Source organism: Chryseobacterium sp. C3 (assembly GCF_014218905.1).
Classification (GTDB): domain Bacteria; phylum Bacteroidota; class Bacteroidia; order Flavobacteriales; family Weeksellaceae; genus Chryseobacterium; species Chryseobacterium mucoviscidosis.
Window position 1 is genome coordinate 211,112 of record NZ_JACLCU010000006.1, and the last position, 25,222, is coordinate 236,333.

Below are 25,222 nucleotides of genomic sequence, written 5' to 3' on the forward strand. Positions count from 1 at the left end.
GGACAACTAAATATAATTCAATATTTTAGCGTCGAGTTCACGTTAAGTTATAAACAAATATTACATTATCAAACACACTCAACACTCAAATAGTACATAAAACATTTGCCTCAGTTATGAAAACGAATTGTTTTATTTTACTTTTGCAGAAAGTTTTTGCAGGTGTCAAAATTCAAAACAAAATTTATCCATTTTTTCAAATTGCTTTTTCCGTCGACGGGAATTGAACTTATTGTTTTTCTTTTCTTTCTCGTTGCATACGGATATATGGGATCACACATTGCCATTCATCATAAAATTATTTTTGACGGAAGAATTCCTTGGGATGCGTATTTCAGCTTCGATAATAAATCTATTGTGATGACCGGCGGAAGTTTTGAAAGACACCCTCTCTCCTATTATTTTTTCAACTGGATCCGGGAACTGGCTTTACTTTTCTCCAACGGAAAAATGGATGGAAATTTCCGTTTCGCTTTAGCCTGGCTGAGTAATCTTGCCGTAAGTTTAAGCGTTCTTCAGGTGTTTAAATATCTTAAAAACATTATTGGACTTCCATTAATTTTAAGCCTCTTACTAATTCTGTTTTTCGGAGCCTTTTCAACGAATATACTTCTTTCTTTCACTCCGGAAAATTTTACTTACACTTTATTTTTCCTGACTCTCTTTCATCATTATTCAGCTATAAAATTAAAGAAAGAGGAGAAAATTCCGGCTTTAGCGTTAGCTTTTTCAGGAGTTACGATCGGAGGTTTAACGGTAACGAATATTGTAAAAGTATTCATTCCGGTAGCTTTTGAGAAAGGACTTTTTAAGGATTGGAAAAAATTTGGGAATGCGGTTTTCAGAGGACTTTTTACCTGCGTCTGTTTTGTTTTATTATACTTAAACCGAATCGATTTTAAATATCAGAATATATTCAGCAAAACCAATGAACAGTACGAAAAATTCTCCAATGTAAATTCTACTCCTACATGGGATATGATCCTTTCGTACTTTTTCGGGGGAAATATACTTTTTTCAAATTTTCTGATCCGCGATAAGCATAATATGAGCGGTTACCACTACAAAGGGATCATAATGACCGTTTATTCATCATGGATTCCTTATATTTTTATTGTCGTTTTACTCACCTTGATTTGTTGGAGTTATTTTAAAAATTTCAGAAACAAACTCGTTCAGGTTTTAATGATTTCATTCCTGTTTGATGTTATCATTCACTGCGTTATGAGATTCGGACTTCACACTTCATACATCTACGGAGGTCATTTTGTTTTTGTGTATCCACTGTTATTAGGATGGCTATTTCATTACTACAGGCAATCACCAAAAATTCTATCTTTTTTAACGGTAATCTTCGTCATTTTATTTGCTTATATCATCACAAATAATTATTTAAGGATGAATGAATTCTTTTGGTTTTTAAATAAATTTTATTAAAATTTTACTTTTTATTTTGAAAAATTAAAATTCAAAATCAATAAAAAAAAGCTGAGAAATAATTTTTCCCAGCTTTTTACTTTATGCTAAATAATTTTTACTATTTTGCTTCCGCACAGAAAATTCTGTACTGTACTGCAAGTGCAGATTTAAAATATTCTCTCACTTTAGAAAGATCAGAAGCCGCACTTTGTTTTGTGAAATAACTCCCCGCTAAAATTTTATAATTCGGTCTTAAAGAAGCATCCGTTTCCACTTTCAGGTTAGGAAATCTTTTTCTGAAATAAGCCTTTACCTCATTGGCTTCCTCATTACTTTTTACTGTTGTAATCTGAATTTTATACCCTAAAATTCTTGGATTTTTTCTGCATATCTCAGCGTTGGTAAGTTCCCTGTTCGGAACATAAATTTTAGTTGGTTTTGAAGGGCTGTAATCTTCGTCATCTTCCCTTGAAGAAGTTGCCAAAGTTGTTTTGGAACACTTATCCTCTATGCTTTCCAGAGCCGCATTCACCTTAGAATCCATCGTCATGGTAAGTTCTGTTCCCGCCAAAGTATCTTTCCTTACAACTTGTTGTGCATCAACACTATAAAATGCAAGCACAGAAAGCATCGAAATTATTTTGATTAAATTTTTCATTTAAACTTGTTTGCGCAAATTTATACAAATTAAAAAATTATACCAAATTCAGTTATTTAGAATAATTACAAATTAAACGGAAATGACATTTTCCCCTTTCCATATACCGTTAAATTCCTGTTAAAAATATTATTTTTGCGGGATTGATTGAATGTTCAATATTTACTAACATAAGATAATTTAAATGATTAGTTGGAGAAAGCATTATAGACAGACGTTGATCGCAATAGGCTTATTGCTATCGACCAGTGCTTCAATTTACGGGCAGGACGGCGATCCTAAGAATGGTGAGAAGCTTTTCAAAGCGAATTGTACTGCATGTCACGCACTAGACAAGAAACTTGTAGGTCCTGCTCTTGGAGGAGTAGTTGAAAGACTGAAAAAAGATCAAAATCTAGACATTGACTGGTTTCAAAAATGGATAACCAACAATGAAAAACTTAGAGCTTCCGGAGACAAGTATGCCAACGAAGTATACGAAGCCAACGGAAAAGCGGCAATGCAGGTTTTTGAAGGGAAACTTTCAGAAAAAGATATCAACGATATCTTGGCATACACCTCAAATCCTCCGGCTGAAGAGCCTAAAAAGGATGATGCAAAAGCAACAGCAGCAACAACTGATCAGGCTGCTCCTGCAAACAACACTACAACAAGCGTAGTAATCATTTCACTTTTAGCAATCGCAGCGCTATTGGTTTGGATCCTGGTAAAATTAAGACAATTGGTAAAATTGGGTCAGTCAGACGACTTAGCCGGTCTTAACGAAACAAGGGTAAAATCTTTCAGCGAAATCTATGCAAAATATCACTATGTAGGAAAGGGATTAATCGCAATCCTTGCACTTCTGGCAACTTACGGAATCTGGAACTGGATCATGTGGATCGGGGTTTACAAAGGATATAAGCCGGAACAGCCTATTTATTTCTCCCATAAAATCCACGCTGGAGAACAGAAAATCGACTGTCAGTTGTGTCACTCCAGTGCCAAATACGGTAAAGTATCTGAAATCCCTTCGATGAACGTTTGTATGAACTGCCACAGAACAATTTCTGAATACAACGCAGATCACTACATGGAGCCAGGAAAAGATAAGGCTTTCTATGACGGAGAGATCAAGAAAATCTATGCCGCTACAGGTTGGGATCCTGAAAAACAACAGTACACAGGAAAAACTCAGCCGGTTGAATGGACAAGAATCCACAACATGCCAGACTTTGTATACTTCAACCACGCACAGCACGTTGTAGCAGGTGAACAGGCGATCATCAATTCTTTCAACAAAAAGAACCCTAACAACAAAATTGATGTTGTATGTAAAGCTTGTCACGGAAAAATCGATACAATGAATGTTGTTCAGATGGCTAACGACTTTACAATGGGATGGTGTATCGAGTGTCACAGAACTACAGAAGTTGACATGAACAACGGTTATAATAAAGAATACTTCAAGAATCTACACGACAAGTTGAAAAAACAGTACCCTAAAGATGGTGGTAAGATTACGGTAGATGCTATTGGAGGTCTTGAGTGTGGTAAATGTCATTATTAATAACTAAAAATTAGAAGTATCAAATGGCTTCAAACAAAATACAATTCAGAAGTATTCACGAACTTAAAGATCCAGCTTTAAACAATAAGCTGGCTCAGAAAGAGTTCCAGGAAGAAATTCCGGTAGAAGATTTCCTTGATGATGCGGAAAAAAACGGTTCTGCTACTTCAAGAAGAGATTTCTTAAAACTATTAGGTTTCTCTACTGCAGCAGTAACACTGGCTGCCTGTGAAGCTCCGGTAATCAAAACGATTCCTTATGTGGTAAAGCCGCATGAAATCATTCCGGGGATTCCAAACTATTACGCTTCAACGTATTTCGACGGTTTCGATTTCGCAAGCGTATTGGTAAAAACAAGAGAAGGAAGACCTATCAAAATTGAACCAAACCCAGTAGCAGGAGATTTAGGTAAAACGAATGCAAGAGCTCAGGCAAGTGTACTTTCTCTTTATGATAATGATAAAGTAAAGCAGCCTAAATTTGAAGGAAAAGACGAAACTTTCGACAAAGTAGACAGCTTCGTTATCAAAGGACTGGATGAGGCTAAAGCAGCAGGTAAAAGAATTGTTTTACTATCTCATTCTTTTGCATCCCCTACTTTCAAAAAATTATTTGCTGAATTTAAAGCTAAATATCCTACAGCAGAATTAGTAACCTATGATGCTTATCCTTATGCTGCAGCATTAGACGCAGCTCAGGAAGTTTTCGGAACAAGAGCATTACCAGTTTACGACCTTAAAGGAACTGAATTGGTGGTTGCATTCCAGGCTGATTTCTTAGGAGACTACAACGCGGGAGGTTTAGAATCTTCTTACGCAGTGGCAAGAACTCCGGGAAAAAATATGTTGAGACACATTCAGGTTGAATCCAATATGTCTTTGACGGGAGCAAACGCAGATTCAAGAATCAGACTGAAACCAAGCCAGGTAAACAAAACTTTAGTTGAAGTTTACAACGCAATCGTTGGTGGTGGTACTTCTGACAAAGCTGCATCTGAAATCGCAAAAGAATTATTGGCAAAAGGAAGCAAAGCAGTTGTTTTCGCTGATGGTTCTAAAGGAGCTCAGGTTTTAGCGCACTTAATTAACCAAAAATTAGGATCAGTAGCTTTCACAGGGAAAGCAAACTTCTTAAAAGATTTTGACAAAGCAAGATTCGAGGAATTCCTTGGATGGGTGAACGGAGGACAGGTTGGAGTATTGATCGCTAACAATGTAGATCCTATTTACTCTTACCACAAAGGAGAAGATTTCAAAAAATCATTATCTAAAGTTCCTTACGTAATTGCTGTTGCAGATAAGAAAAATGAAATGTACAAAGCAGCGAAAGCTGTAATTCCTGTAGCCAACTGGCTGGAATCTTGGGGAGATATCGAACCACAGACAGGAGTATATTCATTAATGCAGCCTACGATCCAGAAAATCTACAAATCAAGACAGATTGAAGAATCTTTATTGGTTTGGAAAAACGGTAAAAACAATGCTGCTAATAATTATTATGATTATTTAAAAGCAAATGCTACTTCTATCTTAGGAGCAACTTCTTTCAACAAAGCTTTATATAACGGTATCAATGCTTCTTCAAATGCGACAACATTATCGTACGCAGGAGGAAACGGAGCACAGGCTATTGCTGAATTAGGAGGTTTCAAAGCTTCAGATCTAGAATTGGTATTGTATACGAAGACAGCAATGGGAGACGGAACTCAGGCAAACAATCCTTGGTTGCAGGAATTACCGGATCCAATTACAAGAATGTCTTGGGATAACTACTTAACAATGTCTCCGAAAGACGCAGAAAGATTGGGTATTGATAACGATCTTAACGCAAGAATGCAGTTAGATGGTTCTCTTGTAAACCTTACTGTAAACGGAGTAACAATAAAAGATGTTCCTGTATTCGTACAACCGGGACAAGCAGACGGATCAGTAGGTCTTGCGCTTGGATACGGCAAGAAAAACTCAGGAGCAACAGCAGATACCGGTGTAAATGCTTATCCTCTATTTGATGGTTCTAACTTAGTTGTTTCTAATGTTAAAATCGAAAAAACAGGAGAAGATCATGAATTCGCAGGTATCCAGCTTCAGAATACATTAATGGGACGTTACGAAATTGCTAAAGAAGTTCCTTTGGCAGATTTCTTAAATGTAGCTTTTGATGATGAACACGACGGATGGAACAAACCTTTGGAGTATCACACCATCAGCGGAGCTCTTCCGGCAAGGAAAATTGACCTTTGGGATGCTTTTGATGACACCGATGGTCCTCACTTCAACTTATCGATTGACCTGAATTCTTGTACTGGTTGTGGAGCATGTATCATTGCTTGTCAGGCAGAAAACAACGTTCCTGTTGTAGGAAAAGAAGAAATGAGAATGTCGAGAGATATGTACTGGTTAAGAATTGACCGTTACTATTCATCAAGACAGAAGGTAGAAGTTTATGAAGGATTAAAAGAAGGAATGGCAGTTCCTGAATTATACGGAACAGCGTTCAACAAAGAAGGTGGTGCATTGAATCACCCGGCTGACAATCCGGATGTAATCTTCCAGCCTGTAATGTGTCAGCACTGTAACCACGCACCTTGTGAAACAGTATGTCCGGTAGCTGCAACTTCACACGGTAAGCAGGGACAAAACCACATGGCTTATAACAGATGTATCGGTACAAGATATTGTGCAAACAACTGTCCTTATAAAGTAAGACGTTTCAACTGGTTTACTTATAACCTGAATGACAAGTTCGATTTCAACATGAATAACGATCTTGGAAGAATGGTTCTGAACCCGGATGTTGTGGTAAGAACGAGAGGGGTTATGGAGAAATGTTCTATGTGTATCCAAATGACTCAGACTACTATTCTTGAAGCTAAAAAAGAGAATAGAATCGTGAAGGACGGAGAGTTCCAGACAGCTTGTTCTAAAGCTTGTTCTACAGGTTCAATCAAGTTCGGAGATATGAATGACAAAGAATCTGAAGTGAGAAAGCAATATGCTTCAAACAGAAGATATTATTTACTAGAGGAGATCGGAACAAAACCAAATGTGTTCTATCACACTAAAGTAAGAAACAGAGTAGAAAAATAAAGTTTAAATAATAAATAGGTAAAAAATGTCAGGACATTACGAAGCTCCGATAAGGGAACCTCTAATTATTGGTCACAAAACTTATCACGATATCACGGAAGATATTGCACGACCTATCGAAGAAAGAGCAGGTAAATTATGGTGGATTTCATTATATGCAGCCTTAGTTCTATTCATCTATGGATTCGGATGTATCGCTTACACTATCGGAACAGGTATTGGAGCATGGGGACTAAACAGAACTATTAACTGGGGATGGGATATTACTAACTTCGTATGGTGGGTTGGTATCGGTCACGCCGGAACCCTAATCTCAGCGGTATTATTATTATTTAGACAGAGATGGAGAATGTCTGTAAACAGATCTGCAGAGGCGATGACGATCTTTGCGGTTGTACAGGCGGCAATCTTCCCGGTTATCCACATGGGTAGAGTTTGGGTAGGTTATTGGGTATTCCCTTTACCAAACCAGTTCGGTTCTCTTTGGGGGAACTTCAACTCTCCTCTACTTTGGGACGTATTTGCGATCTCTACGTATTTCTCGGTATCAACAGTATTCTGGTTCATGGGATTGATCCCTGACTTTGCAATGATCAGAGACAGAGCGAAGACACCTTGGACTAAGAAAATTTATACATTCCTTGCATTCGGTTGGGGTGGTAAAGCAAAACACTGGCAAAGATTCGAAGAACTATCTTTGGTTCTTGCAGGTTTAGCAACTCCTCTTGTATTCTCTGTACACACTACCGTATCTTTTGACTTCGCAACTTCGGTTATTAAAGGATGGCACTCCACAATTTACCCTCCTTACTTCGTTGCCGGTGCGATCTTCTCAGGATTCGCAATGGTACAGACGTTATTGTTAGTTGCAAGAAAAGTATGTCACCTTGAAGATTACATTACTATGTATCATATCGAAATTATGAACATCGTAATCATCTTAACAGGTGGTATGGTAACTGTAGCTTACGCAACTGAATATTTTATCGGATGGTACTCAGGATCAAGATTTGAAGATTTCACATATCTTTCTCCTGGTGCTGCTGTTGGACCTTACTGGTGGGCTTTCTGGTCACTAATTATCTGTAACCTTGTTGTTCCTGCTTCTTTCTGGTTCAAGAGACTAAGAACGAATATTATCTGGACATTCATTGTTGCGTTAATTATCAACATCGGTATGTGGTTTGAGCGTTTCGACATCATCGTTATCAACCTTTCAAGAGATTACTTGCCTGGTTCTTGGACGATGTTTAAGCCAACAATCATTGATGTGGGAGTATATTTAGGAACAATCGGGTTCTTCTCTGTATTATTCTTATTATACGCAAGAACATTCCCTGTAATTGCACAGGCTGAATTAAAATCGATTTTGAAAATCTCAGGTGAAACTTATAAAGCAAAAGAAGGAGATGAGCACCACTAAAATTGTATACGGACTTTATGCGGACGACGACGATTTAATGAACGGCGTTAAAGCATTCAACGATAAAGGAATCAAAATAAACGAAGTGTATACTCCGTTTCCGGTTCACGGACTAGATAAAGCTTTAGGGTTAAAGAAAACAAGAATTTCTGATGCCGCTTTTATCTACGCTTGTTATGGAGTTACAATCGGTGCTACTCTTACATGGTATGTAATGAACCACGACTGGCCTCAGAACATTGGGGGTAAACCAGCTTTCGACTGGGCTCACAATATGCCGGCTTTCGTAGTACCTATGTTCGAACTTATGGTATTCTGCGCAGCACACATGATGTCATTAACTTTCTTGGTAAGAAACAAAATGTATCCCGGAGCTCCTGCACAAAACCCGGATCCAAGAACAACGGATGATAAATTCTTAATGGAATTTGTAACTGAAGATGTAGAATCTGTAAAGCAGTTGCTTATTGAAACTGGAGTTGAAGAAATAACTGTTAAAGATGCTTAAAATGAAAAAGAATGTATTAAAAATTACAGCAGTTTTAGGTTTAATAACAGTTTTACTTAACTCTTGCGGACCAAAAGAGAACACTCCGCTGGTCTATTTCCCGGATATGTATTTTCCGGTAGCATACGATCCATTGATGAAAGCTCAGGATGCTTATTCAGATCATGAAAATGAAATTCCTGCTTTTGTTAAAAATAATTTTGCAACAGGTCTTTCTCCTGTAGAAGGATCCGTAGCTCAAAATAAAGATGGTGTTTTCGAAGAAGGATTACTTCCAAAAACACCGGATGAATACAATGCTGGTTATGATGTTTCAAAAACAGTAACAGGATCTCCTTTAAACCCAGCAAACGCTGCAAAAGATCTTGAAAGAGGAAAAAGCCTTTTCGAGAAAACCTGTTCAGCTTGTCACGGTGTAGGAGGAGACGGACAAGGGCCAATCGTTCAGTCCGGAGCATTCTCTGGTGTACCCAACTATGCAGACAGAGATATTACTGTAGGATCTGTTCATTATGTAATAACCAACGGTAGAAACGCAATGGGATCTTATGCAGGACAACTTAGCGCTGGAGACAGATGGAGAGTTGCCATGTATGTAATGGATGCTTTCAAAAAAGGAGCTGCAGCACCTGCGGCGGCTACAGCAACAGCCGCGACAGCGGCTGCCCCTGCGAAATCTGAAACGATGACTACCGAAACTAAAAAATAAGAAAAGAAATGTATAGTTTTTCACCAAAATTAAAATCAACTTCTATAATCCTTCTTGTTGTAGGTTTAGTTCTTTTTGCTGTTGGTTTCTTTATGAATAAAGGAATTACTACTGAAAAAATAGAACATATGATGGAGGCGGTTCATGCTTCTGGTCATACAGCTCCTACGCATTCTAGTGAAATGGTAGGACCTCAGGATCATGCAGCTCACCTTGAGCATGCTACTCTTCAGGTTCACAACCAGCCTTTAGCGGCAATACATTTTGTAGCTGTATTTTTCTTTGGAGTAAGCTGCTGCGTATTATTCTTCTATTCTATTCAGCACGCTGCACACGCAGGTTGGCCAATTATCATTACAAGAGTAATGGAAGCTATTGCTTCTTATATTCCTTACGGTGGTGCTATTCTAATCATTCTAATGATTTTAAACATCACACACCAAGGTCACCTTTTCCATTGGATGGATCCGGAATTAACAGACCCAAATTCTGCTCATTTCGATGTGATCTTATTTGAAAAAAGAATTTTCTTAAATATCCCTTTCTATGCAGTAAGAACTTTCATCTATGTAATAGGTGCTTCTTTCTTCGCTTGGAAACTGAAAGCTCAGTCTAAAAAAGTAGACGAAACAAAATCAAGAGTAGAATATCAAATGCTTTACAGATGGGCAGTAGGATATATTGCATTCTTCGGTTTTGCTTCTGCAGCTTGGGCTTGGGACTGGTTGATGTCTATTGATCCTCACTGGTATTCTACCATGTATATCTGGTATTCAATGGTAAGCTGCCTTTCAAGTGGTATTGCGGTAATTATTCTTTTAAGTGTTTATTTAAAGAAAAACGGATTCCTTCCACAGTTCAATGATAACCACTTACACGATTTAGGAGTATTCCTTTTCGCGACAAGTATGCTTTGGACGTATACATGGTTTGCACAGTTCATGTTATACTGGTACGCAAACATTCCGGAAGAGGTTAACTATTTCTTCGGAAGATTCCAGCACTACTCTCCTACTTTCTTGCCAATGCTTATTGTAAACTTCTTATTACCGTTATTGGTATTGGTGAGCAGCAGCATCAAGAGAAACTACAAAGTGGTTACAACAATGGCAGTAGTCGTAATTTGTGGTCACATCTTAGATTACTTCAACATGGTAATGCCGGGAACAGTAGGACCATACTGGAAAACTCCTGAAGTATTTATCTTAATCTTAGGAGCAATCTTATTCGTAGTTGGATTATTTATGTTCACTGTGCTTTCAGCATTATCTAAACTTAAACTGATCCCTACAGGTAACCCTTACCTTCACGAATCTGAAATTTATGAATATCCTTTCTAAGGAATTTGTAACAAGATAAAAACGAAAAAGACTGATTGTAATGATCAGTCTTTTTTTTGCTTTTTTGTGCAGAAATAAAAAAAACAATGCAACCTTTTTCAGTTTTCGTTGTCATATAATCAAAGAATGATTTAACTAAAAAACATTAATTGTATCAATCATGAAAAAAAATCTCCTGTTATTATTTTTAACAATTCTCGTAAACTTCGTCAATGCACAAAGCATCACTTTCGTTTCAGAAAAAACCAATAAGCCCCTTCCTAAGGTTTCTGTGTTTGGCAAAGACGGGAGCATTTTAGCTTATTCGGATATCGACGGAAAAATCGACAGGCAGTCCATAAAACCGGATCAGGAAAAGTTTCAGCTCATCTACGATAATATGTCTGTTGCTACTTTGTCCTATGCAGATTTCGACAAAGAAATTATTAAAGTAGATGACAGGGTAAAAGATATCGAACGTGTTGTCATAAAAAATAACAAACCCGCAAAATACATTTTCGTAAAAGGAAACTTTAACACATACGTTACCGTAAACAATAAACTAAACTGCTACACAGACGGAATCATTACTTACATTTTTGATAATAAAACAAAAAAACTGAAAAGCGCCAATGTAGAACAGTACAGAGCATTCAGGATTGAAGACAAAAATGTTGATAAAAAACTGACAGCTTCTTTTGATTATGGTAAAATGATGAATGTTTCTGAAATGAAAGATGTCGGAAATATTCAGGAATACAAAAAAAAGAACGCCGTCATTAAAGAGCTGAAAGGAGACCGAAAAGATCAGATCGAAATTGCTCACAGTGCTTTACAGGAAAAAGAAGTCAACTTTTTAGGATACCGTTTCTACGATGTAAAGGTTATCTCTAATGCTTCTTACGAGAAAGAAAGTAATAAAACCTTAAGAGATCTTTTGGAATTTAACGACATTCGGTTCATCAAACTAAAGCATAAGAGTGAACCGGACTACAATCAGTTGATTTATTACAGCAATTTTTATCCTGCAGAAATAGAATTCAGAGACGATAATGATATCGAAAGTGTAAATCTGAATACCAATAAAAGCAGCTATACTACAAAATACTGGGAAGATTCATCTTTTCCGAATATGCAGACCGTTTTCAGCTCATTTTTCAAAGATCAGCTGAAAGAACAACAAAATAAAAAATAAAACACTCTATTAATAAAGGTTTTATTATTTTTGTGGTAAACCGAAAAAAAATGAAAAAGTTGTCTTTTCTACTAGTTTTCAGCATGTTGCTTTTCACAGCATGCAAGCAAGATCATGTAGATGCTACCAATACTAAAACTTTGCAGTCGAGTATCAACGATATGACGGCAAGTTTGCCTACCATTAAACAGATTAAATTTAACGAGGCACTCTACATCCTGAAAACTTTCGGAGTAGACGCAGATGGCGATTTTGCCGAACTGAAAGCCTTAGGACAAATGATTGATGGAAAAAAAGTTCCCGAAATCATGGCAATGGCAGATCAGGTAGCCCAGAAAAACGGAATCGAATGGGCAAGTACAGCACCTCCTTCGTTAGGAGCATTAGGAGAAATGAATATCTTTGGAAACGAAACAGCTAAAGAAAGCGACCCGAATGACGTAAAAGCCAATTCATTAAGCATTACCACAAGACCGACTGGAGATGACGGAACAGGTGCGCCTACTGCACTTCAGATCGTTCCGAGATTGGTAGACAATGCCGGAAATCCGGTATCTTTTACAGGAGCAGGTCTGGAAGCAACGCTGGAAGTTTTCAGCAATGGCGTAAAACTTTCTACGGCGAAAAACTTAATGCAGGATAATAACTTCAAAGGGTTTAATTTAAAATTCTCTTCAATTCCTGCAGCTCAGGTTGTTGATAATAAAATCGACATCACGGTTTCTGTAAAAACCACTGCGAAAACTTTCAAAATGACAAAAATCGGATTAGACGTAAATCCTCTTTTACTGAAAGTTCCGGCTGCACCGAAAGTAGATTCAACAGCAGTTATTCAGGATCCCGCTGTAATCGATCCGAATAATCCGAATGCAACACTTCCATCCACAACAGATCCGAATGCAGCCACACCTACAACTCCTGCAGCGCCAAAACAGCCGGCTTCAGATCCGAAAAGTACCGTTTCAGGATTTTTAAATAACGTAAGCGCTCAAAACTTAAAAGCAGCCTACAACTCTGCAAGCAATCCGAGCTGGGGAAGCTATGAATCATTCTCGAACCCGACTTCAGGATTTGGTTCAGTGAAAAATGTAAGCGTAAAAAACATCACCACCAATGCTTCCAATGCAACTTCTGCAAGTGTGAGTGCAACGTATGATGTAACGGATAAAAGTGGAAAAACAACTTCACTGAGAGCAACTTTCGGACTTAAAAATGTAAACGGAGACTGGAAAATTTCCAGCTACAAAATCAATCCATAAAAAATGGCATCGCAGCAGCTCATCACGAAACTGGAAGAAACCATTGAAAATATACCTGATTTTCCGATTCCGGGAATTCAGTTTAAGGACATCTCTCCTATTTTCCTGAACCCGAAACTGTATGAAGAGGTGATTGCAGATCTGGTACAATTCAGCAAAGGAAAAGTTGATGCAGTATGCGGAATTGAAAGCAGAGGTTATCTTTTCGGGATTGCCATCGCTGTTGCATTAGAAGTTCCTTTTATTTTAATCCGAAAAGCAGGAAAACTTCCGCCACCCGTCATTTCAGAAAAATATGATCTCGAATACGGAAGTGCTGTGATTGAAACCCGAGAAGGACAGTTAAAATCCGGACAAAGAGTTCTCATTCATGATGATCTTTTAGCAACCGGAGGAACGACCGAAGCCGCTGCAAAATTGGTTGAAAAACAAGGTGCAACCGTTTCTCAGTTCAGTTTCCTAATCGGATTAAAAGATTTAAAAGGCGAAGAAAAACTGAAGAAATTTAATGCAGAAATTTATCATATTTTAGAATATTAAACTGAATTAAATTAGATGCTTCGACAAGCTCAGCATGACAACGCTAATAATTTAACGTTACATCAATACATATAGTATTAGAGATGTCATGCTGAGCTTGTCGAAGCATCTTTTTAGTAAATTCACGATTCATAATTAACAATTCTACTTGATTAATTCAAATAAAATCAACAATACGCACAAAGTATTTTGTAAATCATTCAGAAACAATTAAATTTGCATTTCAATTTTTAATAATTTATGGCAAAAATTACAAACGAGCAGGAAGGTAAAGAAACTGTTGAGTTTTTTAAAGATCTTGACAGAGAGGCTTTAAACACAGAAAGGTTCCTTGAAAAATATTCAAAACCTTTGGGAATTGTTTTCGGACTACTTATTTTAGGAGTTCTGGGCTTCTTCGGTTACAAACAATTTGTTGTAGCTCCTAAAAATGCAGAAGCTGTAAAAAGTTTCCTGGCTGCTCAGAAAAATCTTGCTGACGGTAAAGATAAAGAAGCTTTAGGCGGAAAATCTGCTGCAAATCCGGGTTTCTTAGGAACTTATAACGAATATTCTGCAACCAACGTAGGAAAGCTTTCCGCTTACAACGCTGGATTGATAAAATTCAAAGAAGGAAAATTTCAGGAAGCTTATGATCTTTTAGACAGTTTTTCATCCGACAACAAAACGTTGATGGCAATGAAATACGGAGCAATGGCAGATGCAAAATCTGGTCTTAACAAAAATGATGAAGCACTTCAGTTATTAGACAAAGCCGCTTCAGCTTCAGACGATCCTTACACAACATATTATTTTACAAGAAAAGCAGGTATTGTAGCTTTGGGATTAAAGAAAAATGCAGAAGCGAAAAAGTATTTTGCAACAATCGATGAAAAATATCAGGACTACGACAACGGAATGTCTGATTCTTATATTGAAATGACTAAATATTACTAAACAATGGCAACAGTTAATCTTTCTGATTACAAGCCACTTAACATAACCAATGCCGATGATTTTTCTATCGGCATTGTTTTTTCTGAGTGGAATGATTTTGTAACCTACAATCTTCGTGATGCAGCTCTGGAAATCCTTCAAAAAGAAGGAGTAAAATCTGAAAAAATTTCTCTTTTTCCGGTTCCGGGAGCGTTTGAGTTAAGCTACGCAAGTATGCAGCTTTGTAAAGAACGAACCTTTGATGCAGTAATTGCGATCGGATGTGTGATCCGTGGCGAAACACCACATTTCGACTATGTTTGCTCCGCAGTTGCACAGGGAATTAAAGATTGTAATATTTTAACGGATACTCCGACGATTTTCTGTGTTTTAACAGACGATACAAAAGAACAGTCGATTGCGAGAAGCGGCGGCGATCTTGGGAACAAAGGAGTTGAAGCGGCTGTTACGGCTCTGCAAATGATTGATTTTAAAAAGAATCTTTCCGGCAGAAAAGGAAATATCGGATTTGGAAATTCGTAATTTTCAAAATAAAAAATATTTGAAAGAACTATTGAAGAATAGTTCTTTTTTTGTCCCCGAACTGTTACCTCCTGAATATTATATTGTTAAAATAATTTTAAATATTTATAAACTTTCTAATTATTGTGGTATTTTTAAAAAAAATACGCTCAAATAATATTCAATACTTATTTTTGTAAGAATTCATATTCAAATCATAACAATGTTTGTTCAGAAAACAAAACCATTCCTTTATTTAGGAATCTTTTACCTTATCATTTCTTTAATCATAAGGATTGTATTTTTCTTTCATCCCATTACCACAGCCAGTTTTGGAGTGTTTGAAATTTTAAAAATAATTTTGGTGGGTGTTCTCAATGATGCTTTGGTTTTTGTTTTAGCCAGCACCTTTTTAGCCCTCTATTTTTTATTTCTCTCCAATTCAAAATATCAGAAACCTTACGGACAGATCATTTTGGGAATTTTAGTCCTGTTTTTTCTGTACATTCTTCTGATTCCGAACAATATTTTCAAACAATACGGCGGCTCTGTTGCAGAAATTGCTCTGGCTTTTATCGGGTTAAAAATTATCTGCTTCGCATTAATGCTTTTCCTTCCGAAACAACGTTTGAAAATACGGAATGTACTCTATTTCATAACGCTTTTTCTGTACGTTCTACTCATCGTATTCAACGCAGTAAGTGAATATTTCTTTTATAATGAATTCGGATTGAGGTACAATTTCATCGCGGTGGATTATCTTATCTACACAAATGAAGTGATTGGAAACATCATGGAAAGTTATCCTGTTGTTCCTCTTTTCTCAGCAATTTTTATCGTAACACTTTCCATTACATTCTTCATTTTTAAGAAAACCAAAAAAGAACTTTCAGATCTTCCGAATCTGAAACAGAAATTTATTTTACTGGGATCGTTTATTCTTCTGGTGGGAGTAAGCTTGTTCGGATTAAATTTCACAACAAAAATGAAAGGAAACAGCGTTTTTGAAGAAGAGATTCAGGCAAACGGTCTTCCGAAATTCTACTGGGCATTTACCCACAACGAGCTGGATTATTTCCAGTTTTATCCAGAAATCAATCAGAGTCAGGCAGAAAAAAACTTTTTAAGCCAGTTTGCTCCACCTGTCCTGAAAAGAAATATTGTTTCTGCAGAACCGGAACTGAAAAAAAATGTCGTCTTAATTTCTATTGAAAGTTTATCTGCAGACTTTTTAGCACATTATGGAAATACGCAGAAAATCACTCCTTTTTTAGACAGTTTAGCCGATAAATCGCTAATGTTTACCGATCTTTACGCTACCGGAAACAGAACCGTTCGTGGTCTGGAAGCATTAACGCTCTGTATTCCGCCTACAGCCGGAGAAAGCATTATTAAAAGAGAGAACAACAAAAATAAATTTACCACAGGAAGTGTTTTCAAATCAAAAGGATATGAGGTGAAATTTTTGTACGGTGGATACAGCTATTTCGATAATATGCAAGATTTCTACGCCGGAAACGGGTATGACATTGTCGACAGAAATAATTTCAAGCCGGAAGAAATCACGTTTGCAAACGTTTGGGGCGTTGCCGATGAAGACATGGCAAAAAAAGCCATCCAAACAATGAATGCCGAAGCAAAATCCGGAAAGCCGTTCTTCAATCATTGGATGACGGTTTCAAACCACAGACCTTTTACCTATCCTGAAGGAAAAATTGATATCCCAGGAAATGCAAAATCTCGTGAAGGCGGTGTAAAATACACAGATTATGCCCTGAAAAAATTCTTCGAGATGGCTAAAAAACAGGACTGGTATAAAAATACAATCTTCGTTATCATTGCAGATCACTGCGCTTCCAGTGCAGGAGACACAGAACTTCCGATGGATAAATACAGAATTCCGGCAATGGTTTTCTCGGAAGGATTTATCCAGCCGCAGAAATTTACCCAAACCATGTCTCAGATCGATGTGATGCCGACTGTTTTCGGTCTGCTGAATTTCAGTTATCAGTCGAAATTTTTAGGGCAGGACGTTTTCAGCAAAGAATTTCAGCCGAAAGCTTATGTAGCAACGTATCAGGATTTAGGATTTGTAAAAGATAATTATTTAACGGTTATTTCTCCTTTAAGAAAAATTAAGCAATATGCTTTGGTTCAGCAGAAAAACAATCTTGCTCCGGAATTTAATATTTATTTTGATGAAAACCCATTAAAAGAAAAGGAACAGAATAAGCCGATGATGGATGCAACGATTTCAGCATATCAGTCGACTTCTTTCTGGCTGAAAAAAAATCAGCTGAATCGATAAATATTTTGAAAATATCATAATCCGCACAAAAATTGTATGGTTTAAATTTTTAAATTTACCAACAAATAAAAAATACAAACTATGAGATGGACGGACGACAGAGGCGGTAATGTGGAAGACAGACGCGGACTTGGCGGCGGAGCCGTTGTAGGAGGCGGACTGGGAACGCTTATTATTGCTGCAATTATATTCTTTTTGGGAGGTGATCCTTCCTCGATTCTTTCTTCGGGAGCGGGTTCCGGATCTCCGAGAACGGAACAGAGAGAACTGACTGCGGAAGACAAAAAAATCGGAGAAATGGTAGACATGATGGGAAAATGGAACATCACGACATGGGATCAGGTTTTTCAGGAAAACGGAATGCAGTATACTCCACCGAAAATTATTCTTTTTTCGGAAACCACACAATCCGGCTGCGGAGTGGCACAGTCTGCAATGGGACCGTTTTACTGTCCGGCAGATCAGTCTGTTTACATGGACATGAGCTTTTTTAATGAACTTCAGCAAAGATTCGGAGCTAAAGTAACGGAATTTACGGTAGCCTATGTTTTGGCGCATGAAGTGGGACATCATGTTCAGACGCTTTTAGGAACAACGCAAAAAGTAGATCAGCTAAGAAGAAGCGGAAAATATTCTGAAGCAGAAATGAACAGGGTTTCTGTAGCCACAGAACTTCAGGCAGATTTTTATGCCGGAGTATGGGCAAGAAGAACGGATGCTGAAAAGCACATTCTTGAACCCGGAGATATTCAGTCGGCTATTGAAGCGGCTGAAGCGGTAGGTGATGATAATATCCAGAGAAGATCACAGGGATACGTTAATCAGGAAAGTTTTACGCACGGATCATCTGCGCAGCGTAAAGAATGGTTTATGAAAGGATACAATACCGGAGACATCCGACAGGGAGATACTTTCAACCAGCTTTTGAAATAATTATTTAAATCAGCCAAATAAAAATTAACCCTGAAGAACCAATCTTCAGGGTTAATTTTTATTGTAATTCTATCGGGTTGCTGTTTCTTTTTGCTTCCTCTTTTACTCTTTCTTCCATCCTTTTTCTGAAATCTCCGGAATTTCCTCCTCCGAATCCACCGCCGCCACGGTTTCCACCACCGCCGTCAATTCTCATCGGCGCACCAATTCCGCCGCCTTGTGTCATAAATGACATCGGGTCTTCCATAAACTTTTTCTGCTGTTTTACATAATCGCCTCTTTTCACTTTAATGGTATTTCCGAATTGGCTCATTGTAGGAAAATCTGCGATTTTATAATTTTTCATTAAGTCGAAAGAATATTCTCCTTTATCGTCTTCTACTTTCACAATAAGTCCCGGAAGTCCGCCGAATTTGTAAGGTCCGTCCTGATAAGGCAGATCTGTGGTAAACCATGCCGTCCATTTTCTGCCTCCAAAATCCGTTTCTGCTTTCTGAACTTTATAATCTCCGATTTTTGTGGTTTCCGAAGCAATTTTCCAGTTGATCGGGCGGTCTTCCTCGTAAGTATAAATATCTCTTCCGATTCGGTCTTTGAACGTCATTTTCTGGCTTTTCTTATCTTTTTCAACAGAATAATTGATGTTGGATCGTAAAGCTTCCATCTGATCCCTGTTGAAACCTCTTGCTCCTCCACTTTGCATGGCAGCCTGAATTACAGAATCTCTTTTAATTCTGTTTTCGGAATAAAAAACAGATTTTTCCGGAGAAATGTCCAGATACGCATTTTCTGTTTTCGTATCTGTTTTATTGGACGCATCGGGTTTCATCGTAACCTGATATACAAATCTGTTGGTCTGTGCAAAAGCCGTCTGCGTGAACAAAGCCAAAGCAAGAATGCCTAATTTTTTCATTTATAGTATATTTTTATTGTAAACTGTAATTTTAAAGACTACACAAAAAAAGGGTGAAATCTTTGTTTTATTTATAGATTTAAAATCCCGATCAAAGTTAAATCAAAAACAGGCTTTACGACGTCTATTAAAAAAATTTAAATATTTTTAACACAAAATTTATCGCAGAAATCCATGTATTAAGAACAGAATCATTAAAATAGACATCTTCGATTTGAGATTGCGGAAATTAGTTCGTATTTTTGCATCATTAAATCATTCTAAATAAATACAATGATAAAAGTATCAGATCAAGCAAAAGCAAAAGCCATTCAGCTGATGACAGAGGACGGTTTTAAGCCTTTTGAAGACTATATAAGAGTTGGGGTGAAAAGCGGAGGATGCTCTGGTTTAGAATATGTTCTTAAGTTTGACAACGAAAAAACAGATACCGACCAGATTTTTGAAGACAATGATATCAAAATTATTGTAGATAAAAAATCAATCCTCTATTTAGCAGGAACCATTCTTGAGTATTCGGGAGGTTTAAACGGAAAAGGATTTGTTTTTAACAATCCGAATGCATCCAGAACTTGCGGATGCGGTGAGAGTTTTTCTTTGTAAAAAAAGACATTGGATGCAGATTTCAGATTTAGAAAAAAAATCAGATCTGAAATCTGTCTTCTAAAATCTTAAAAAAAAATAATGAATAAATATACTGAAGACGATCTAAGAGTCGATCTGGAAAATAAAAAATACGAATTCGGCTGGGAAACAAAAATCGATTACGAAGATTTCCCAACGGGTTTAAATGAAGACATTGTCCGTGCAATTTCCGCTAAAAAGGAAGAGCCGGAATGGATGACGGAATGGCGTCTGGAATCGTTCAGAATCTGGCAGAAAATGACTGAACCGGACTGGGCAAATATTAAATATGAAAAGTCGGATTTTCAGGCAATTAAATATTATGCCGCGCCAAAAGTAAAACCTGAGCTGGAAAGTCTGGACGAAGTAGATCCTGAATTGCTAAAAACTTTCGAAAAATTAGGAATCAATATCGAAGAACAGAAAAGACTTTCAGGAGTTGCGGTAGACATCGTAATGGATTCCGTTTCTGTAAAAACAACGTTTCAGGATACGTTAATGGAAAAAGGAATTATTTTCTGCTCCATTTCCGAAGCAATAAAAAACCATCCTGATTTAGTAAGAAAATATCTTGGAAAAGTAGTTCCGAGAGGAGATAATTTCTATGCAGCTTTAAATTCCGCAGTATTTTCTGACGGAAGTTTCTGCTACATTCCGAAAGGCGTAAGATGTCCGATGGAATTGTCTACGTATTTCAGAATCAATCAGGCAGGAACAGGTCAGTTTGAAAGAACACTTGTGATTGCAGATGAAGGAAGTTATGTTTCTTATCTGGAAGGTTGTACAGCACCGTCAAGAGATGAAAACCAGCTTCACGCAGCGGTTGTTGAGCTGATTGCAATGGATGATGCTGAAATTAAATATTCCACTGTACAAAATTGGTATCCCGGAAATGAAGAAGGAAAAGGAGGGGTTTTCAATTTTGTAACGAAAAGAGGACTTTGCGAAAGAAATGCAAAAATCTCATGGACTCAGGTTGAAACCGGTTCTGCGGTAACGTGGAAATATCCTTCATGTATATTAAAAGGTGACGGATCCATCGGTGAGTTCTACTCTATCGCGGTAACGAACAATCACCAATATGCAGATACAGGAACCAAAATGATCCACATTGGCAAGAATACCAAATCTACCATTATTTCCAAAGGTATTTCCGCAGGAAAATCCAATAATTCATACAGAGGTCTGGTAAAAGTAATGCCTTCTGCAAAAGGAGCTAGAAATTTCTCTCAGTGCGATTCTTTACTGATGGGAAATGAATGTGGAGCTCATACTTTCCCGTATATTGAGATTAAAGATCCGACTGCACAACTGGAGCACGAAGCAACGACTTCAAAAATCGGGGAAGACCAGATTTTTTACTGTAACCAGAGAGGAATTGATACAGAAAGAGCTATTGCCTTGATTGTAAATGGTTTCAGCAAAGAAGTTTTAAATAAATTACCAATGGAATTTGCTATTGAAGCCCAGAAATTACTGGAGATTTCTCTGGAAGGTTCTGTGGGATAATTATTTTATCGCAAAGCTAAACTAAGCTTTTTTAGTCGCTTACTATTTATTCTCAAGATAAACAAAGGCGCTAACGCTTAGGAAAGTAATACAAAGTTTTTTAAATTGAGCTCCTACAATTAACTTGTGTATCTTTGCGAAAATTATACAAATGACAGAAAATGAAATTTCAAAAATTGTTTTTGAAAGTGGATTAAAAATTCACAGAAAATTAGGAATAGGCTTGTATGAAAGCATTTATGAAGAATGTTTATTTTATGAATTGAAAAAAGCCGGGATTAATGTGGAAAAGCAAAAATCTCTCAATATTCAATACGAAGAACTATTTTTAGAAAATGCTTTCAGAATGGATTTACTAGTTGAAAACAAAGTGGTTTTAGAGATAAAATCTGTTGAAAATTTAACCAATTTTCACGCTGCACAAATAAAAAATTATGTAAGACTTGGAAATTATAAGTTAGGAATGCTTATCAATTTCAATTCTCAACTTTTTAAAAACGGAGTTATGAGAATTGCAAATGGTCTTGATTAATTTCAGATATAAATGTAATTAAAGAAATAGTATTTCATTGATAAGCGTTAGCGCCTTTGTTTTTCTTATAAAAGCAAAGGGAGATTAAAAATCTTAGTCTAGCCTTGCGATAAATTTAAACGTATGTTAGAGATAAAAAACTTGCACGCCAAAATTGAAGACGGCGACAAAGAAATTTTAAAAGGAATTAATCTTGAAATAAAGCCGGGTGAAGTTCACGCCATTATGGGACCGAACGGAGCCGGAAAATCTACGCTTTCTTCTGTTATCGCAGGAAAAGAAGATTATGAAGTGACTGATGGAGAAATTATTTTCGGAGGTGAAAACATCATCGAAGATGCTCCTGAAGAAAGAGCCCACAAAGGAATTTTCCTTTCTTTCCAGTATCCGGTAGAAATTCCGGGCGTTTCTGTAACCAACTTCATCAAAGCAGCGATGAACGAAAACAGAAAAGCTAACGGGTTGGGAGAAATGCCGGCAAAAGAGATGTTGGCAATGATTCGTGAGAAATCTGAAAAATTAGGCATCAAAAAAGATTTCCTTTCAAGATCTTTAAACGAAGGGTTTTCCGGAGGTGAGAAGAAAAGAAACGAAATTTTCCAGATGATGATGCTGGATCCTAAACTGGCTATTTTGGATGAAACCGATTCCGGATTGGACATTGATGCGTTAAGAATTGTTGCAGACGGTGTAAATGCTTTCAAAAACGAAGGAAATGCAGTTCTTCTGATTACCCACTATCAGAGATTGCTGAACTATATTCAGCCTGATTTTGTTCACGTTTTAGCCAACGGAAAAATCATCAAAACCGGTGATAAATCTCTTGCGTTGGAGCTTGAAGAAAAAGGGTACGACTGGCTTTTAAATTAATTAAAAGATTAAAAAATTCAGAGATTTTATCTGATCTCTTAGTTTAACAATTTCAGCCAAACAAAAAAAGAAAAAATGGTGCAAACCACAGATATACCAGTAATGGCATTAAAAGAACAGATCATACAAAACCATAATGAATTTTTGGAGAGCCTTCGTCACAGATTTCTGGATGAAGATCGTAAAGCAGCTCTTCAGAGGTTCGAAAAAGCTGGTTTTCCTACAAAAAAGGACGAAGAATACAAATATACCAACCTAAAGGAAATTACCGAGAAAAACTACAACTTTTTCCCGAAAGAAAGTCATAACATCACCAAAGAGCAGTTGGATCAGCTTCATTTAGGTGAAGAGAATTTCGACTGGATTACTTTCGTGAACGGTAAACTTCATAAAGAATTATCTAAAGTTTCCATTGAAAATGTTGAGTTTCTTTCATTCAATTATGCATTGAATGATGAGAAACACAGAGATGTTTTCGAGAAATATTTCAATACGATTGCTGAAGATCAATCTGCTTTCACGAATTTAAATCAGGCATACTGCAAATACGGTTTCTTTCTTAAAGTTCCGAAAAATGTAGTGATTGAAAAACCGATTCATGTTTTTTACATTTCTCAGAATCAGGAAGAAAACACTTTCTACAATACGAGAAACCTTTTAATTGTAGAAGAGGGCGCTAAAGTGGAAATTATTGAAAGCCATCATAATTTTGACAGCACGTATGTGTTAACAAATTCTGTTACGGAAATTTTCACCTATCCGAACGCAAAAGCGGACTGGCATAAATTACAGAACGATAACGATACCTCTTATTTAATCGACAATACTTTTGCAAAACAGGAAAAAGACAGCTTAACGACTGTAAATACGTTCTCTTTCGGAGGTAAACTGGTAAGAAATAATCTGGATTTCATTCAAAACGGATCGAATATCAATTCATTTATGAACGGAATTACCATTATCGGGAAAGATCAGTTGGTGGATCATCACACGGCGGTTCACCACAATCAACCGAATTGCGAAAGTTACCAGAATTATAAAGGTATTTTCGACGGAAAATCTCACGGGGTTTTCAACGGGAAGGTTTTCGTAGATAAAATTGCCCAGAAAACGAATGCTTATCAGCAAAATAACAACGTTTTACTCAGCGAAGGAGCAACGATTGATACCAAACCTCAGCTTGAAATTTTTGCAGATGATGTAAAATGTTCTCACGGCTGTACAGTAGGACAATTGAATGAAGATGCATTATTTTATCTGAGAGCAAGAGGGATTTCTAAAAAGGAAGCTCAGGCGTTATTGTTATACGCTTTTGCGAACGATGCCATGCAGAACATTGACATCGAGCCATTAAAAGAAAAGATTTCAAAGCTTCTGGCAGAGAAGCTTCAGGTTGATATAGAGTTTTAACAATATATAATTGATCAATACGAAGGCTGTTTCACTTTTGGAACAGCTTTTATTTTTTTTACTCTTAAAAATTTACATCACATAAGTTATTTTTTTCAATGGATTGATAAATTCATAGAATATCTGCATCAGGAATGGATTATTTCAGTGAATCTCATTTTGTTTTTTAAATATTCAGGTAAATTCTTTTAAGAAAATCATTAATTAAAAAATTTTCTACATTTACGGCAAACACATATAAAATGCTGATTAAAGTCTATGGAAGTGCCATTCACGGAGTGTCTGCACAAACCATTACGATAGAAGTAAATGTAGATACAGGCCATTTTCCCGTACAAGGTTTAGAACAACTTGTTCTAAGAATTCTTTTGTAAGAGGTTTTCTTTGTAGGATTTCGTATCTAACATGAAATTTTAGAATGTGCAAATTTACAGACTCTCTGTCGTCATTATCAAAAAAACCGTCTCAAAAAAGAGACGGCTTAAACGTTAAAAACCTAAATCTTCGAAAGGCATTGCCGTACTTATGTACAATGGTTCGCCATTATCAAATAGTTTTTTTATAGAAAGATAATATCTATTGAATTCATATGGGATTCTTTCAGAAGGAAATCTCATTTGCAATACATAATATTCGCCTAAAATCTCGTGTACTTCATCATAAAAATGATCATCGGTATATTCCTTATCGGTAAATAGACTTCGGTGTACTTTTTCTTTATATTCCTCCAATCTATTGTAATATTCTTTAGGTACTTTGTGCTCTTTTTCTAAAAGTGTTCTTAATGTTTTTTCATAAGCCTCAATAATATTTCCATAAGAACCAGCCTCTAAAAAAAACTCTTTTTTACCTAAATCTTCTCCAAAAATAGATTTGAATATTTCGGTTTCTAAATGTCTTTGATCTTTTAACTTTGGTTTTAAAAATAACGTTCTACGATTTTTTCTTGCTACTTCCATCCCATCTGTTTTATAGTTTTTTATTGAGACTAAAACTATATAATCTATTTCTTTTTCCATAA

General features: G+C 36.7%; 23 protein-coding genes. 20 read left to right on the plus strand and 3 right to left on the minus strand.

Features of this window, described 5'->3' with window-relative positions; all coding sequences use genetic code 11:
- Nucleotides 1–162 precede the first annotated feature (162 nt).
- Nucleotides 163–1,437, plus strand: coding sequence for a DUF6080 domain-containing protein (locus tag H6W53_RS15050; RefSeq protein ID WP_185207948.1), 1,275 nt, complete (start codon nucleotides 163–165; stop codon nucleotides 1,435–1,437).
- 100 nt (nucleotides 1,438–1,537) lie between these two features.
- Here H6W53_RS15050 and H6W53_RS15055 read toward each other — a convergent pair whose 3' ends face one another.
- Entirely contained in the window at nucleotides 1,538–2,077 is a 540-nt protein-coding gene (locus tag H6W53_RS15055; RefSeq protein ID WP_185207949.1) for an SPOR domain-containing protein, read from the minus strand.
- A 184-nt stretch (nucleotides 2,078–2,261) separates the two neighbouring features.
- Between H6W53_RS15055 and H6W53_RS15060 the strand changes: the two genes are divergently transcribed.
- From H6W53_RS15060 to H6W53_RS15120, 13 genes are all read left to right on the plus strand, one after another.
- A complete protein-coding gene (locus tag H6W53_RS15060; RefSeq protein ID WP_116096607.1) occupies nucleotides 2,262–3,626 on the plus strand; it encodes a c-type cytochrome in 1,365 nt (454 codons plus the stop codon).
- Between the two features lie 23 nt (nucleotides 3,627–3,649).
- Nucleotides 3,650–6,712 (plus strand): TAT-variant-translocated molybdopterin oxidoreductase, encoded by a 3,063-nt coding sequence (locus tag H6W53_RS15065; RefSeq protein WP_185207950.1) that lies wholly within the window; start codon nucleotides 3,650–3,652, stop codon nucleotides 6,710–6,712.
- A gap of 25 nt (nucleotides 6,713–6,737) precedes the next feature.
- Nucleotides 6,738–8,135 (plus strand): NrfD/PsrC family molybdoenzyme membrane anchor subunit, encoded by a 1,398-nt coding sequence (gene nrfD, locus H6W53_RS15070; RefSeq protein ID WP_027381049.1) that lies wholly within the window; start codon nucleotides 6,738–6,740, stop codon nucleotides 8,133–8,135.
- Complete coding sequence (locus H6W53_RS15075; RefSeq protein WP_076393898.1) at nucleotides 8,122–8,643, plus strand: DUF3341 domain-containing protein; 522 nt, start codon at nucleotides 8,122–8,124, stop codon at nucleotides 8,641–8,643. The genes nrfD and H6W53_RS15075 overlap by 14 nt, the downstream gene beginning before the upstream one ends.
- The gene (locus tag H6W53_RS15080; protein ID WP_185207951.1) at nucleotides 8,636–9,352 is read left to right on the plus strand and encodes a c-type cytochrome; all 717 of its coding nucleotides are present in this window, start codon (nucleotides 8,636–8,638) and stop codon (nucleotides 9,350–9,352) included. Before H6W53_RS15075 ends, H6W53_RS15080 begins: the two co-directional genes overlap by 8 nt.
- A gap of 8 nt (nucleotides 9,353–9,360) precedes the next feature.
- Nucleotides 9,361–10,692 (plus strand): quinol:cytochrome C oxidoreductase, encoded by a 1,332-nt coding sequence (locus H6W53_RS15085; RefSeq protein WP_116096603.1) that lies wholly within the window; start codon nucleotides 9,361–9,363, stop codon nucleotides 10,690–10,692.
- Between the two features lie 160 nt (nucleotides 10,693–10,852).
- Nucleotides 10,853–11,866 (plus strand): hypothetical protein, encoded by a 1,014-nt coding sequence (locus H6W53_RS15090; protein ID WP_185207953.1) that lies wholly within the window; start codon nucleotides 10,853–10,855, stop codon nucleotides 11,864–11,866.
- Between the two features lie 50 nt (nucleotides 11,867–11,916).
- Complete coding sequence (locus H6W53_RS15095) at nucleotides 11,917–13,125, plus strand: hypothetical protein (protein ID WP_185207955.1); 1,209 nt, start codon at nucleotides 11,917–11,919, stop codon at nucleotides 13,123–13,125.
- Nucleotides 13,126–13,128: 3 nt separating this feature from the next.
- Nucleotides 13,129–13,665 (plus strand): adenine phosphoribosyltransferase, encoded by a 537-nt coding sequence (locus H6W53_RS15100; protein WP_076393908.1) that lies wholly within the window; start codon nucleotides 13,129–13,131, stop codon nucleotides 13,663–13,665.
- Between the two features lie 240 nt (nucleotides 13,666–13,905).
- Nucleotides 13,906–14,601: a tetratricopeptide repeat protein gene (locus H6W53_RS15105; RefSeq protein WP_185207957.1), complete on the plus strand. Its 696-nt coding sequence runs from the start codon at nucleotides 13,906–13,908 to the stop codon at nucleotides 14,599–14,601.
- Between the two features lie 3 nt (nucleotides 14,602–14,604).
- Complete coding sequence (gene ribH / locus H6W53_RS15110; RefSeq protein ID WP_108411667.1) at nucleotides 14,605–15,123, plus strand: 6,7-dimethyl-8-ribityllumazine synthase; 519 nt, start codon at nucleotides 14,605–14,607, stop codon at nucleotides 15,121–15,123.
- A gap of 202 nt (nucleotides 15,124–15,325) precedes the next feature.
- Nucleotides 15,326–17,410, plus strand: a complete 2,085-nt coding sequence (locus H6W53_RS15115; protein WP_185207959.1) for an LTA synthase family protein — start codon at nucleotides 15,326–15,328, stop codon at nucleotides 17,408–17,410.
- Nucleotides 17,411–17,491: 81 nt separating this feature from the next.
- On the plus strand, nucleotides 17,492–18,343 hold the full coding sequence (locus H6W53_RS15120) for a neutral zinc metallopeptidase (protein ID WP_076393916.1): 852 nt from the start codon (nucleotides 17,492–17,494) through the stop codon (nucleotides 18,341–18,343).
- Nucleotides 18,344–18,401: 58 nt separating this feature from the next.
- Here H6W53_RS15120 and H6W53_RS15125 read toward each other — a convergent pair whose 3' ends face one another.
- A complete protein-coding gene (locus H6W53_RS15125; RefSeq protein WP_185207961.1) occupies nucleotides 18,402–19,256 on the minus strand; it encodes a GLPGLI family protein in 855 nt (284 codons plus the stop codon).
- Between the two features lie 273 nt (nucleotides 19,257–19,529).
- On the opposite strand from H6W53_RS15125, the gene H6W53_RS15130 reads away from it, so the two are divergent.
- The 6 genes from H6W53_RS15130 (at nucleotide 19,530) to H6W53_RS21645 (ending at nucleotide 24,575) form a co-directional block, all read left to right on the plus strand.
- Complete coding sequence (locus tag H6W53_RS15130; RefSeq protein ID WP_076393920.1) at nucleotides 19,530–19,859, plus strand: HesB/IscA family protein; 330 nt, start codon at nucleotides 19,530–19,532, stop codon at nucleotides 19,857–19,859.
- 81 nt (nucleotides 19,860–19,940) lie between these two features.
- Nucleotides 19,941–21,389 carry a Fe-S cluster assembly protein SufB gene (gene sufB / locus H6W53_RS15135; protein WP_185207964.1) on the plus strand — a complete coding sequence of 483 codons (1,449 nt, stop codon included), beginning with the start codon at nucleotides 19,941–19,943 and terminating at the stop codon, nucleotides 21,387–21,389.
- 151 nt (nucleotides 21,390–21,540) lie between these two features.
- The gene (locus H6W53_RS15140; protein ID WP_076393924.1) at nucleotides 21,541–21,921 is read left to right on the plus strand and encodes a GxxExxY protein; all 381 of its coding nucleotides are present in this window, start codon (nucleotides 21,541–21,543) and stop codon (nucleotides 21,919–21,921) included.
- A 123-nt stretch (nucleotides 21,922–22,044) separates the two neighbouring features.
- Nucleotides 22,045–22,791: a Fe-S cluster assembly ATPase SufC gene (gene sufC, locus H6W53_RS15145; protein WP_087711759.1), complete on the plus strand. Its 747-nt coding sequence runs from the start codon at nucleotides 22,045–22,047 to the stop codon at nucleotides 22,789–22,791.
- A 102-nt stretch (nucleotides 22,792–22,893) separates the two neighbouring features.
- Nucleotides 22,894–24,201: a Fe-S cluster assembly protein SufD gene (sufD, locus tag H6W53_RS15150; protein WP_185208087.1), complete on the plus strand. Its 1,308-nt coding sequence runs from the start codon at nucleotides 22,894–22,896 to the stop codon at nucleotides 24,199–24,201.
- Between the two features lie 242 nt (nucleotides 24,202–24,443).
- Complete coding sequence (locus H6W53_RS21645) at nucleotides 24,444–24,575, plus strand: hypothetical protein (RefSeq protein WP_262889554.1); 132 nt, start codon at nucleotides 24,444–24,446, stop codon at nucleotides 24,573–24,575.
- 114 nt (nucleotides 24,576–24,689) lie between these two features.
- On the opposite strand, the gene H6W53_RS15155 is transcribed toward H6W53_RS21645, so the two are convergent.
- A complete protein-coding gene (locus H6W53_RS15155; RefSeq protein ID WP_108409918.1) occupies nucleotides 24,690–25,220 on the minus strand; it encodes a hypothetical protein in 531 nt (176 codons plus the stop codon).
- Nucleotides 25,221–25,222: the final 2 nt, after the last annotated feature.